9 protein-coding genes are annotated in these 12,611 nt (G+C 60.1%); 3 read left to right on the top strand and 6 right to left on the bottom strand.

Annotated elements, in window-relative coordinates:
* Positions 1 to 63: 63 nt before the first annotated feature.
* From KHO27_RS15855 to KHO27_RS15845, 4 genes are all read right to left on the bottom strand, one after another.
* On the bottom strand, positions 64 to 1,866 hold the full coding sequence (locus KHO27_RS15855; RefSeq protein ID WP_214500463.1) for a hypothetical protein: 1,803 nt from the start codon (positions 1,864 to 1,866) through the stop codon (positions 64 to 66).
* Between the two features lie 26 nt (positions 1,867 to 1,892).
* Positions 1,893 to 2,078 carry a LiaF transmembrane domain-containing protein gene (locus tag KHO27_RS26400; RefSeq protein WP_352164562.1) on the bottom strand — a complete coding sequence of 62 codons (186 nt, stop codon included), beginning with the start codon at positions 2,076 to 2,078 and terminating at the stop codon, positions 1,893 to 1,895.
* A 580-nt stretch (positions 2,079 to 2,658) separates the two neighbouring features.
* On the bottom strand, positions 2,659 to 3,909 hold the full coding sequence (locus KHO27_RS15850; RefSeq protein ID WP_214500462.1) for a ribonucleotide-diphosphate reductase subunit beta: 1,251 nt from the start codon (positions 3,907 to 3,909) through the stop codon (positions 2,659 to 2,661).
* A gap of 241 nt (positions 3,910 to 4,150) precedes the next feature.
* Positions 4,151 to 7,030, bottom strand: coding sequence for a ribonucleoside-diphosphate reductase subunit alpha (locus KHO27_RS15845; RefSeq protein WP_214500461.1), 2,880 nt, complete (start codon positions 7,028 to 7,030; stop codon positions 4,151 to 4,153).
* 832 nt (positions 7,031 to 7,862) lie between these two features.
* Between KHO27_RS15845 and KHO27_RS15840 the strand changes: the two genes are divergently transcribed.
* Positions 7,863 to 8,558, top strand: a complete 696-nt coding sequence (locus KHO27_RS15840; protein WP_111532579.1) for a response regulator — start codon at positions 7,863 to 7,865, stop codon at positions 8,556 to 8,558.
* Positions 8,555 to 10,159 carry an ATP-binding protein gene (locus tag KHO27_RS15835; protein WP_102683605.1) on the top strand — a complete coding sequence of 535 codons (1,605 nt, stop codon included), beginning with the start codon at positions 8,555 to 8,557 and terminating at the stop codon, positions 10,157 to 10,159. The genes KHO27_RS15840 and KHO27_RS15835 overlap by 4 nt, the downstream gene beginning before the upstream one ends.
* On the opposite strand, the gene KHO27_RS15830 is transcribed toward KHO27_RS15835, so the two are convergent.
* Both KHO27_RS15830 and KHO27_RS15825 read right to left on the bottom strand, forming a co-directional pair.
* The gene (locus tag KHO27_RS15830) at positions 10,156 to 10,857 is read right to left on the bottom strand and encodes a 4'-phosphopantetheinyl transferase family protein (RefSeq protein WP_214500460.1); all 702 of its coding nucleotides are present in this window, start codon (positions 10,855 to 10,857) and stop codon (positions 10,156 to 10,158) included. The genes KHO27_RS15835 and KHO27_RS15830 overlap by 4 nt on opposite strands.
* A gap of 159 nt (positions 10,858 to 11,016) precedes the next feature.
* Positions 11,017 to 11,808: a dienelactone hydrolase family protein gene (locus KHO27_RS15825; RefSeq protein ID WP_214500459.1), complete on the bottom strand. Its 792-nt coding sequence runs from the start codon at positions 11,806 to 11,808 to the stop codon at positions 11,017 to 11,019.
* A 123-nt stretch (positions 11,809 to 11,931) separates the two neighbouring features.
* Between KHO27_RS15825 and KHO27_RS15820 the strand changes: the two genes are divergently transcribed.
* A complete protein-coding gene (locus tag KHO27_RS15820) occupies positions 11,932 to 12,537 on the top strand; it encodes an outer membrane beta-barrel protein (protein WP_023632176.1) in 606 nt (201 codons plus the stop codon).
* The last annotated feature ends 74 nt before the right edge of the window (positions 12,538 to 12,611 follow it).

Raw genomic sequence — 12,611 nt, 5'->3', positions numbered from 1 at the left:
GATTAAAGGGTAAACGTAATGGGTTCATAGTCAATCGCTGATCTTGTAGGGGAATTCCTAAAATCAGGGTTTGCCAGGTCTACAAAGAATCAACGGACGGGCTCCGGATTCAACGCAAGCGCTGACGAAAGATGATAAGAGCCAGATAAGTTGTGTCTCATGTGAGGCGAGTTTGTTGATTTTTGCTTTCTCAAAGATCTTAGTTATTTCTGCCTTCTCTATAAAATTAACTGCGATTGCCACTGTTTTTGTGGTTTTAGGTGATGACGTTATTCGCGATATTGTTCTGCTTAGTTGTTCAAAGTCTTTGGTTTGCGAAGTTATTCGTTTGATGGATGTTTGGACGTTTTGAGTTTTATAATGGGTTGTCCAGAGTCTCTTTTTTTCGCTGAGCTCTTTTATTCCTAAATTTATCTTTCCGATATTTTTTATGGCTTGGCTTACCACCTCTTGCATGGAGCTAGCTCCATGGCTAACCTTGTCGCTGGCTTTGCTATGAACTAAAGTTATTTTGGGGTTTTCACTATTTTCAATGATGAAGTGATCTGCCCATTCCTTACTGCCTAAATCGTCACAAATTATTGTCTTGCTGACACCCTTACTGAAATGCTCTTGAACTCTGTAAAATAGTGAGTGGGTCGGGAAATCGGTGCTTACACCGCTGAGTGTTTTTTCACCCTTTTCTGTTATTGCCTTGGAAAAATTGGTTACAGGCTCAAATATTTCAGTTATGCGCTCAAAATTATTTATTATTTCGTTGTCGCGATAGATGCGTTTTTGAGAATAAAAAAATCGTGGGTCGTTGAAGGTTAGAGTAAATAGTCCTTTGTCATTCAATATGTTTGTTAAGGTTTTTTCTGCTCCGGTTAATTTGTTGCGCAAGGATATTCTGGATAGGTACTTTGATTTCAGTGTGAACGTATTCTTGTTTCTGATGACTTCTAGATCAATTCTGCCCTTTAGTTGAGTGGTATTGTGGATTTGAGCGCAGGCTTCCGCGGGTTCGGCGTGGGATTGGATAAGCCAGGAAAGAAGCGAGCTTTTAATAGGTCGCTTATTAAGGCTTATCTCATAGTCGTTGTGTAAGCTTTCTATGAGCTCATGGGCAGTCAGCAGCAAGCCATTCGGGTGGGTGTTGGCTGGTATGTCTTTTAAGTTGATTGAGTTTGAGAATTGCTGTAAAAAACTCGAGGGGTCGTTGTTTTCTATTTTGTCTTTGAAAGCGAAGCACCACGCAACTAGCTGGTCAAAGTTAATTTTTTCCGAGTGTTCGGTTATGCGGCTCGTGCTTATGGCTATTGAATAGCTTGAAACTTTATTCCGAAATTTTGCAGTATTCGGTATCTGTCGGTGACTGTTCGTCGTCGGTAAGCTATCGTTTAAATCAAAAGCCTCATACGATTTTTGAAGGATGGAATATTTCGATATCGCTATCCCTCGGACTGAGAGCTTTTCGCAGTGTTCGTCAATGCTGTTGCTACTGTAACGTGATATTTCAGAGCTGCTGAAAAGCTCTATGTAGCCTTTTAGTTCGCTGGCAAGATCGCCGGAGTTTTTCTTAAGTATGGCCATGTAGTTGCCGAACTCGACCAAGATAAGGTAGGCGTACTTGGTTTCCAGTAACTTTCTGGTGGTTAAGAAAGATGGCTTATCTATTGTTTTGTAGCAAATGACGCTCAGCAAAGCTGAGCGTCCATCAGTTGAGGATGTTTCTTCTCGAATTGTTTTAAGAAGATAGTTTCCTTCTTTGTTTTCTGATGCATTTCGAAAGAATTTTTCTATGTCTGTTTTCGTAGGTTTTTTTGCCTTTGAGAGCTTGAAAAACTTTGCAGATTTTGTTATTTCGAAATCGTCAAGCATGAGCATGCTTTAATACCCCGGTTAACTAACATCTACTGGTAATTTTTTTTGTTCTGATATATTAGATTTGCACCGTAGGCCACGATGACTAGGGGGATAAACCATCTCACGTCTTTGCTGATTAAGCCGAACTGTTCTGCTAGTAATGCAAATCCTACGATAACAATTAGAACACCCCAGATGAGGTTAGGGTAAGCGCTTTGAGATTTTTCAGACATATGAGCTCCGGATTATTCAGGGCTACTCACCTGCTATCGCCAAGAGCTAGCAGGTGAGTACCGAGTGGTGGGGTCTACGAAACAGTTAGCGATTGCTATCAGGAGTGCGCTCGACCTGTACCCACGTATTCCCCGACTTGGACGTAGGAGGCAACGATGTTTTATCGGGTACTGTTGCGTAGTTATCTTTCAGTCCTCCCCGAGGACCTTGCTCTTGAAAGATGCCGCCATTTTTTCCGGTGTTTTCACCGGGCTTCTTACCGTTAGCCATGGAATTTTCTCCAGCTTAGATATGAGCCCGATCAGAGGGGGCGTATGAAATTACATCAGAGGCTTGCTAGCTGCTAAACCTACGTGTAGAATCTTACGCCTCCTTGTTCCGATCAGTGACTCGGGGGGCTTCTGAAGGGTAGGCCTGAGAAACTTAGCCCTTACAGAAGATTGCAAAGGCTCAACCCGTAAGGGTTGAGCTTTTTTATTTCAGAGTAATATGTTAAGTGGCCATCATATAAAGGTCAATACTTGGATCCAACTTATTACGGCAGAGTGAGTCTATTTTCAACTCACTCTACCGTTAGTCTTAATCCCAGCTCAACGCCCCACCCGTCTGGTACTCGATAACGCGAGTCTCAAAGAAGTTCTTCTCTTTCTTCAAGTCCATGATTTCGCTCATCCACGGGAACGGGTTGGTAGTCCCCGGATACTCTTCCTTCAACCCAATCTGAGTCAGTCGACGGTTGGCAATAAACTTGAGGTAATCCTCCATCATCGCCGCGTTCATGCCCAGCACGCCGCGTGGCATGGTGTCACGGGCGTATTCGATCTCCAGCTGGGTACCCTGCAGGATCATCTGGGTAGCCTCTTCCTTCATCGCGGCATCCCACAGGTGCGGGTTCTCGATCTTGATCTGGTTGATCACGTCGATGCCGAAGTTCAGGTGCATGGACTCGTCGCGCAGGATGTACTGGAACTGCTCGGCGACGCCGGTCATCTTGTTGCGGCGGCCCATCGACAGGATCTGGGTGAAGCCGCAGTAGAAGAAGATGCCTTCCAGTACGCAGTAGTAGGCGATCAGGTTGCGCAGCAGCTCTTTGTCGGTTTCGACGGTGCCGGTGTTGAACTCCGGGTCCGAGATGGCGCGGGTGTACTTCAGGCCCCAGGCGGCTTTCTTCGCGACCGACGGGATCTCGTGGTACATGTTGAAGATCTCGCCTTCATCCATGCCCAGCGACTCGATGCAGTACTGGTAGGCGTGGGTGTGGATCGCCTCTTCGAAGGCCTGGCGCAGGATGTACTGGCGGCACTCGGGGTTGGTGATCAGGCGGTACACGGCCAGGGCCAGGTTGTTGGCAACCAGGGAGTCGGCGGTGGAGAAGAAGCCGAGGTTGCGCATCACGATGCGGCGCTCGTCTTCGGTCAGGCCGTCCATGCTTTTCCACAGGGCGATGTCGGCGGTCATGTTGACCTCTTGCGGCATCCAGTGGTTGGCGCAGCCGTCGAGGTACTTCTGCCAGGCCCAGTCGTACTTGAACGGTACCAGCTGGTTGAGGTCGGCGCGGCAGTTGATCATGCGCTTTTCGTCAACGGCGACGCGGGCCGAGGAGCCTTCCAGCTCGGCCAGGCCTTCGGCGATATCCAGGGCGTCCAGGGCAGCCTTGGCGCGCTTGACGGCGTCGGAGTCGGCGGCGGTGGCGGCGCGGGCTTCCAGGGCGGCGGCACCGCCGGCGCTGTCGAGCTTGTCGAGGGTGGTGGCAGCGGCGGCTTGCGCGGGGGTGTTGGCCTTGGCGGCGACTTCGCCGTCTTCTTTGTCGAATTCGTCCCAGCTCAGCATGGTGAGATCTCCTGCTTGAGGGCCATCAATGAGTATGGCCGGTGGATCTTGGTTGCGGTGCGGTGCACGCAAATCTGGAGTGCCCGGGGAGGGCTGACCGGGGCGTTGGGCCCCGGCTTGTTATGTCTGGCTGTGGGAAGGTGCTGGCAGTGCCGGCCTCATCGCTGGCAAGCCAGCTCCCACAGGGTTCTGCGCCGTGGCGCAGAAAAGAGGCTACCCGGGGGTAGCCTCTGCGCAGCCCTTATTGGCAGGCTTCGCAATCCGGCTCGTCGATGGCGCAAGCCTTCGGTACCGGGGCTGGGCCCGCGGCCTGGACCGGGGCGCTGTCGCCGCCGCTCGACACGGCGTTGAGCTTGCCGGTGTTGATGGTCGACTTCTCGGTGCTGGTCGCGGCCAGGGCACGGAGGTAGTAGGTGGTCTTCAGACCACGGTACCAGGCCATGCGGTAGGTCACGTCGAGCTTCTTGCCCGAAGCGCCGGCGATGTACAGGTTCAGCGACTGGGCCTGGTCGATCCACTTCTGGCGACGGGAGGCGGCGTCGACGATCCACTTGGTCTCGACTTCGAACGCGGTGGCGTACAGGTCTTTCAGCTCTTGCGGGATACGCTCGATCTGCTGCACGGAACCATCGTAGTACTTCAGGTCGTTGATCATCACCGAGTCCCACAGGCCGCGGGCCTTGAGGTCGCGGACCAGGTACGGGTTGATCACGGTGAATTCGCCCGACAGGTTCGATTTCACGTACAGGTTCTGGTAGGTCGGCTCGATGGACTGCGACACGCCGGTGATGTTGGCGATGGTCGCGGTCGGCGCGATGGCCATGATGTTCGAGTTACGAATACCTTTTTGTACGCGCTCGCGCACCGGTGCCCAGTCCAGGCTCTCGGTCAGGTCGACGTCGATGTACTTCTGGCCACGGGCCTCGATCAGGATCTGCTGGCTGTCCAGCGGCAGGATGCCCTTGGACCACAGCGAACCCTGGAAGGTCTCGTAGGCGCCGCGCTCGTCGGCCAGGTCGCAGGAAGCCTGGATCGCGTAGTAGCTGACCGCTTCCATCGACTTGTCGGCGAACTCGACGGCAGCGTCCGAACCGTACGGGATGTGCTGCAGGTACAGCGCGTCCTGGAAGCCCATGATCCCCAGGCCGACAGGGCGGTGCTTGAAGTTCGAGTTACGCGCTTGCGGCACCGAGTAGTAGTTGATGTCGATCACGTTGTCGAGCATGCGCACGGCGGTGTTGACGGTGCGTTGCAGCTTGGCGGTGTCCAGCTTGCCATCATTGATGTGGTTCGGCAGGTTGATCGAGCCCAGGTTGCAGACCGCGATCTCGTCCTTGTTGGTGTTCAGGGTGATCTCGGTGCACAGGTTCGAGCTGTGGACCACGCCCACGTGCTGCTGCGGGCTGCGCAGGTTACACGGGTCCTTGAAGGTCAGCCACGGGTGGCCGGTCTCGAACAGCATCGACAGCATCTTGCGCCACAGGTCTTTGGCCTGGATGGTCTTGAACACCTTGATCTTGTTGTACTCGGTCAGGGCTTCGTAGTACTCGTAGCGCTCTTCGAAGGCCTTGCCGGTCAGGTCGTGCAGATCAGGCACTTCCGATGGCGAGAACAGGGTCCACTTGCCGTCATCGAAGACGCGCTTCATGAACAGGTCGGGGATCCAGTTGGCGGTGTTCATGTCGTGGGTACGACGACGGTCATCACCGGTGTTCTTGCGCAGCTCGATGAACTCTTCGATATCGAGGTGCCAGGTTTCCAGGTAGGCACATACCGCGCCCTTGCGCTTGCCACCCTGGTTCACGGCGACGGCGGTGTCGTTGACCACTTTCAGGAACGGCACGACGCCTTGCGACTTGCCGTTGGTGCCCTTGATGTACGAGCCCAGTGCACGCACCGGGGTCCAGTCGTTGCCCAGGCCACCGGCGAATTTCGACAGCATGGCGTTGTCGTGGATCGCGTGGTAGATGCCCGACAGGTCGTCCGGCACGGTGGTCAGGTAGCAGCTCGACAGCTGCGGGCGCAGGGTGCCGGCGTTGAACAGGGTCGGGGTCGAGGCCATGTAGTCGAAGGACGACAGCAGGTTGTAGAACTCGATCGCACGGGCTTCTTTGTCTTTCTCTTCCAGCGCCAGGCCCATGGCCACACGCATGAAGAACACCTGCGGCAGCTCGAAGCGCACGCCATCCTTGTGGATGAAGTAGCGGTCGTACAGGGTCTGCAGGCCCAGGTAGGTGAACTGCTGGTCGCGCTCGTGGTTGATCGCCTTGCCCATGCGCTCCAGGTCGTAGCCTTTCAGCGCTGGGTCGAGCAGTTCGAACTCGACGCCTTTCTCGACGTAGGCCGGCAGGGCCTTGGCGTACAGGTCGGCCATTTCGTGGTGGGTGGCGCTGTCGGCCACGCCCAGGAAGCCCAGGCCTTCGGCACGCAGGGTGTCCATCAGCAGGCGGGCGGTGACGAACGAGTAGTTCGGCTCACGCTCGACCAGGGTACGGGCGGTCATCACCAGGGCGGTGTTGACGTCTTTCAGGGCCACGCCGTCGTACAGGTTCTTCAGGGTTTCGCGCTGGATCAGCTCGCCATCGACTTCGGCCAGGCCTTCGCAGGCTTCGCTGATGATGGTGTTCAGGCGCGCCATGTCCAGCGGCGCCAGGCTGCCGTCGGCGAGGGTGATGCGGATGCTTGGGTGCGGCTCGACCACGGCGTCGGCGTTGCTGCGGGTGGCGCGCTCTTTTGCACGCTGGTCGCGGTAGATCACGTAGTCACGGGCGACTTTCTGCTCGCCGGCGCGCATCAGGGCCAGTTCGACCTGGTCCTGGATTTCTTCGATGTGGATAGTGCCACCCGATGGCATGCGACGCTTGAACGTGGCGGTGACCTGCTCGGTCAGGCGCGCGACGGTGTCGTGGATGCGCGACGAGGCGGCGGCGGTGCCGCCTTCAACTGCGAGGAACGCCTTGGTGATGGCAACGGTGATCTTGTCGTCGGTGTAGGGGACGACAGTGCCGTTACGCTTGATCACGCGCAGTTGGCCAGGGGCGGTGGCGGCCAGATCCTGGTTCGAATCGGCGGCCTGAGGCGCCTTGGCCTGCGGGTTCTCGCGAGTTGTGTCGGTTTGCATGGGTGGGTGTCTCCACAGTTTCTAGTTTGTTCAGGCGCCGTTGTCGGGCGCCACCGTTCCGTCCACTTGCTCGATGGCCCGGGCGGGGATGCGCGTGAAGCACACGCATCCGCCCGCTCGGGCTTACCGACTTCGGGACAGACTCAGGAATTAGGGGCAGTAACCTGCCGCTCCCTGGCCGAAGTCAAAGGTTCTGGGCGTACCCAAAATCTGTTGCTGATGAGTGCGGGCCTTGCCTGCAACACTCATACCCGAACAAGGCCGTCTGCGGCTTGCCTCGGTCGCCCTCCGCAGGAGCGGTTTGGCTGTTGAAATCACCTTAAGTTCAGCCAGAAAATTCGCTTGAATTTGCCTGTTGACTTGTGTTTGTGATTTTGCGCAAAACCCAATATCTAGTGGTTCGCTGCGATAGGGATACAAGATAATGCGGTCCAGGGGGCTTTGCAAGGTCGGCGCCTGTGGATAACTTGTGGGTACTTTGTGAGTCATCCGTGGGTATTCGCTGTAGGCCTTGTCCCAAGAGGTTTGCACTATTTTTTCTGGCTGCTACGCCCCGACGCATAATTTTGCGGGCGCGCACCCTATCACAAAAAACGGTTCAGTCGAGGGCTGTTTGCGGTAGTTGGCAGGGGTGGGAGCGGGACGTAGTATCCGGGGCTGATGTTGCGCTTTGGTGAAGGCGGATTTGCGCTGGAATCAAAGGGTTGTGCCGGCCTAATCGCGGGGCAAGCCCGCTCCCACGCATGGTCTTGCATGGCAGCGTGGGCTTGCCCCGCGATTAGGCCGGCACGGACAACACAAGGCCAGACAATAACCAGAAAAAGGGGAGGCCATGGACCAGCCAATCAACCGCATCCTGATCGTCGAGGACGACCAGCGCCTGGCCGAACTGACTGCCGAATACCTCCAGGCCAACGGCTTCGAAGTGGCGGTGGAGGGCGACGGTGGCCGCGCCGCGCGGCGTATCATCGACAGCCAGCCGGACCTGGTGATCCTCGACCTGATGCTGCCCGGCGAAGACGGCCTGAGCATTTGCCGCCGCGTGCGCGGCCAGTACGCCGGCCCCATCCTCATGCTCACCGCCCGCAGCGACGAGCTCGACCAGGTCCAGGGCCTGGACCTGGGCGCCGACGACTACGTATGCAAACCGGTGCGCCCGCGCGTGCTGCTGGCGCGTATCAACGCCCTGCTGCGCCGCAGCGACGCCCCGGAGCGCCGCCAGGACCTGACCTTCGGCCCCCTGCATATAGACAGCCGCCAGCGCGAGGCGCGCCTGCACGGCCAATTGGTCGACCTGACCGGCGCCGAATTCGACTTGCTCTGGCTGCTGGCCAGCAACGCCGGGCGCGTGCTGTCCCGAGAGGAGATCTTCACCTCGCTGCGCGGCGTCGGCTACGACGGCCAGGACCGCTCCATCGATGTGCGCATCTCCAAGATCCGCCCCAAGATCGGCGACGACCCGATCACCCCGCGGCTGATCAAGACCCTGCGCAGCAAGGGCTACCTGTTCGTCGGCGAGGCGCCATGAACTCGATCTTCCTGCGTATCTATGGCGGCATGCTCGCGGTGCTGGTGCTGGTGGCCGTGCTCGGCGTGCTGAGCCTGCACCTGCTCAACGAGATCCGTGCTGGCCAGCACCGCGAGCGCCTGGCCCAGGGCACCTTCAGCCTGATGGCCGACAACCTGGCGCAGCAGAACGCGGTGGAGCGCACCCGTTCGCTGGTGATCTGGGAGCGCCTGCTCGGCGTGCCGCTGGACCTGCAGCCGCTGTCGGCGTTCACCCTCGACGGCGGGCAGCGGGCACGGCTGTACCGCGATCTGGTGGTGGTGGAAAAGACCGGCCCGCATGCCGCCCGGGTATTGCGTCGGGTCGGCCACGAAGACCTGCTGCTGGTGGCCGAGGTCAAGCAGATCAGCGAGCAGCTGGCCCGTGCCACGCTTTATCTATTGGCCGATGAGCTGGTGCGCTACCCGGTGACCGAGCAGCAGGCGCGCCTGGCACAGCTTCGGCAGAGCAAGGGTTTCGGCTTCGACATCGCCCTGCAGCGTATCGAGCGCGCCGCCCTGGACGACGACCAGCGCCGCCGGGTGGAGGAGGGCGACACGGTGATGGCCCTGGGCCGGGACGGTGATTCGATCCGCGTGTTCTCGGGGCTGTCCGGCTCGCCCTGGGTGCTGGAGATCGGCCCTCTGTATCAGCTCAACCCCTATCCGCCGCAGTTGCTGATCCTGATCGCCTTTCTCGGCTTGTGCCTGATCGGCCTGGTGGTCTACCTGCTGGTGCGCCAACTGGAGCGGCGGGTGTCCGGCCTGGAGGTGGCGGCCACGCGCATCGCCCAGGGCAGCCTGGACACCCGGGTGCCGGCCGGCGATGCCGACTCGGTGGGGCGCCTGGCCGAGGCCTTCAATGGCATGGCCGAGCACCTGCAACGTTCATTGACCATGCAGCGCGAGCTGGTGCGGGCGGTGTCCCACGAGTTGCGCACGCCGGTGGCGCGGCTGCGCTTTGGCCTGGAGATGATCGAGAGCGCCAGCACCGACGCTGCCCGGGCCAAGCACCTGGCGGGCATGGACGGCGATATCCAGGACCTGGACAAGCTGGTCGACGAGATGCTGACCTACGCCCGCCTGGAGCAGGGCGCGCCGGCCCTGCATTTCCAGGTGGTGGACCTGGACGAGCTGCTGGCGCGAGTGATCGAGGAGCTGGCGCCGCTGCGCGCCGAGGTGCGGGTAGTGCGCGGCGAATGCCACGGGCTCGACGGCGGTGATGCTCGGGTCGAGGCCGAGCCGCGCTACCTGCACCGGGCCCTGCAGAACCTGGTGCGCAATGCCATGCGCCATGCCGAGTCCGAAGTGCGCGTGAGCTATCACCTGGGACAGCAGCGTTGCCGCATCGATGTGGAGGACGACGGCCCCGGGATTCCCGAGGGCGTGTGGCACCGCATCTTCACCCCCTTCACCCGCCTCGACGACAGCCGCACCCGGGCCTCGGGCGGGCATGGCCTGGGGCTGTCGATCGTCCGGCGGATCATCTACTGGCACGGCGGCCGCGCCCTGGTCGGGCACAGCGAGCAGCTGGGCGGGGCGTGTTTCAGCCTGAGCTGGCCGCGGGAGCAGCCACGCGATTAAACGCTGATCAGGCTGAGCAGGTGGCCGTCCTGCAGGCAGAACTGGCCATCTAGCTCGACGCCGTGGTGCCACTCGGCCGACAGGTCTGTGAGCAGGCGCAGGCGGGCGTGGCCGTCGCTGGACCATTCCAGCAGTTCGGCGTGCTCGAAATAGAAGCGCTTTTTCGTCAGCGGGTAGAGCGTCTTGAACAGGCTTTCCTTGAGCGAGAAGGTCAGGGTCACGGCCAGGGCCTGTTGGCTGCGGTCCAGGCGTTCCAGCTCCGCGGGGGTGAGGATCTCCCCGGCCAGGCGTTCGGCGCGGTCTTCGCCGAGCAGGGTTTCCTGGTCCAGCCCCAGGCCGCGGCATTGGCCCTCGGTAGCCACCACGGCGGCGGCCCAGCCCTGGCCGTGGGTAATCGAGCCGTGGATGCCGGCGGGCCAGATGGGCGAGCGGTCTTCATGAGGGGCGGGAGCGTAGCTGCGACCGTCGAGTATCCGTAGCGCCTCGCGGGCGCAGACCCGACCGGCCAGGTACTCGGCCTGGCGCTTGGCCACCGAGCGTTGCAGGCTGGCGGTCTGTTCGATGCCGGCGCGCTGGTAGTCATCGGGCGCGAGCTTGGCCGGGTCGAAGGCACAACTGACCAGCACCGCGCCGGGGACCGGGCGCGGCAGGGGCCAATGGTGCTGGAGCGGGGCGCAGCAGGTGGGGAGTCTGTTCATGGCGGGTATTGTGCCAGCCTGGTGGCTGGTGGTGGAGCACAGATTTTGAGGCTGCTGCGCAGCCCTTTCGCCGGCGAGCCGGCTCCCACAGGGGGCGTCGCCATCTTTTGTGGGAGCCGGCTTGCCGGCGAAAGGGCCGCAAAGCGGCCCCGGCGATCATCAGTCGAGCGCATCCTTCAGGAACGCCTGCATATCCTTCCACGAGCTCTCGTCAGCCGCCTTGTCATAGCCGATATCCGGCCCGCCATGCTCGCCATGGCTCAAGCGGTCGGCATCCGGGTTGCTGAAGCCATGCTTGGCCCCCGGAATCCCGACGAACTTGTAGTCGGCCTTCGCCGCATCCATCTCCGCCTTGAACGCCGTCACCTGCTGCGGGGTGACCATGCTGTCGGCCTCGCCATGCTCCACCAGGATCTTGGCCCGGATCACCCCCGGCTTGGCCGGCGTCTGGGTCACCAGCGCGCCATGGAAGCTCACCACGCCGTCGAGCTTCTCACCGCGGCGCGCCGCGTCCAGCACCACCTTGCCGCCAAAGCAGTAGCCGATGGCCGCCAGCTGGTGCTTGTTGGTGTTGGGCTGGATCTTCAGCAGCTCCAGCCCGGCATCGAAGCGCCGGGCGGCGGCCGCTGGGTCCTTCATCGCCGCGGCCATGAACGCCTGCGCATCGGCGGGGTGCTCGGTGTTCTTGCCGTCGCCGTACATGTCGATGGCCAGGGCGTTGTAGCCCAGCGCCGCGAGGTCGCGGGCGCGGCGCTTGGCGTAGTCGTTCAGCCCCCACCATTCATGCACCACCACCACGCCCGGGCGCTTGCCCTCGACGGCGTCGTCGTAGGCGTAGTAGCCGATCAGGCGGTTGCCGTCGGCATCCTGGTAGGGGATCTCGCGGGTCTGCACCGCCGCCTGGGCGAGGGTGGCGCCGCACAACAGGGCCAGTGCAAGCAGGGTACGCATGGTCGAGCTCCTTGTTCGGTTCGTTCAGCCCAGGTTCAGGCCGGGTTCAGCAGGGGTTCAGGGCACCCTCCCTACTCTAGTCCCCAGACAGAAACAACGCATCCAACCCGGAGTACCTGAACCATGAAAACGCTCAATACCCTGATCGCCGCCATGGCGGTTTGCGCCGCCGGCCTCACCACCGCCGCCCAGGCCGATGACAACTTCGCCAGCCTGACCTACGGCCAGACCAGCGACAAAGTGCGCAAGTCCGGCCTGTTGCAACGCAACACCGACGGCCTGAACGCCGACGGCATCATCGGCAAGGACAGCACCTGGGGCGTGCGCCTGGGCAAGATCAACGACCAGGGCCGCTACTACATGACCTACGACAACGTCTCGGGCGACCACAGCGGCGTCAAGCTGCGCCAGGAAAACCTGCTCGGCAGCTACGACCTGTTCCTGCCGGTGGGTGATACCACCAAGCTGTTCGGTGGCGGCACCCTGGGCATGACCAAGCTGACCCAGGACTCGCCGGGCGCCAGCCGCGACACCGACTACGGCTATGCCGTGGGCCTGCAGGCCGGCGTGATCCAGGAAATCACCGACAAGGCCTCGGTGGAGATGGGCTACCGTTACCTGCGCAGCAACGCCGCCACCGAGATCGGCGCCCACGGCGGGCCGAAGGACGGCACCCTGCGCCTGACCAGCAGCGCGCAGACCTACCTGGCGGCAAGCTACAAGTTCTGAGGTCGCTGTTATCCTGTACCGGCCTCATCGCGAGGAGTGCATGACCCGTGGGAGCGGGCTTGCCCCGTGATGAG

Source organism: Pseudomonas sp. RC3H12 (assembly GCF_018596375.1).
Lineage (GTDB): Bacteria > Pseudomonadota > Gammaproteobacteria > Pseudomonadales > Pseudomonadaceae > Aquipseudomonas.
This window is presented reverse-complemented; position numbering and strand designations above follow the sequence as displayed.

Coding starts and splice junctions, on each gene's coding strand:
- KHO27_RS15855 (WP_214500463.1), bottom strand. CDS start 1,866: ATGCTCATGCTTGACGATTTCGAAATAACAAAATCTGCAAAGTTTTTC.
- KHO27_RS26400 (WP_352164562.1), bottom strand. CDS start 2,078: ATGTCTGAAAAATCTCAAAGCGCTTACCCTAACCTCATCTGGGGTGTT.
- KHO27_RS15850 (WP_214500462.1), bottom strand. CDS start 3,909: ATGCTGAGCTGGGACGAATTCGACAAAGAAGACGGCGAAGTCGCCGCC.
- KHO27_RS15845 (WP_214500461.1), bottom strand. CDS start 7,030: ATGCAAACCGACACAACTCGCGAGAACCCGCAGGCCAAGGCGCCTCAG.
- KHO27_RS15840 (WP_111532579.1), top strand. CDS start 7,863: ATGGACCAGCCAATCAACCGCATCCTGATCGTCGAGGACGACCAGCGC.
- KHO27_RS15835 (WP_102683605.1), top strand. CDS start 8,555: ATGAACTCGATCTTCCTGCGTATCTATGGCGGCATGCTCGCGGTGCTG.
- KHO27_RS15830 (WP_214500460.1), bottom strand. CDS start 10,857: ATGAACAGACTCCCCACCTGCTGCGCCCCGCTCCAGCACCATTGGCCC.
- KHO27_RS15825 (WP_214500459.1), bottom strand. CDS start 11,808: ATGCGTACCCTGCTTGCACTGGCCCTGTTGTGCGGCGCCACCCTCGCC.
- KHO27_RS15820 (WP_023632176.1), top strand. CDS start 11,932: ATGAAAACGCTCAATACCCTGATCGCCGCCATGGCGGTTTGCGCCGCC.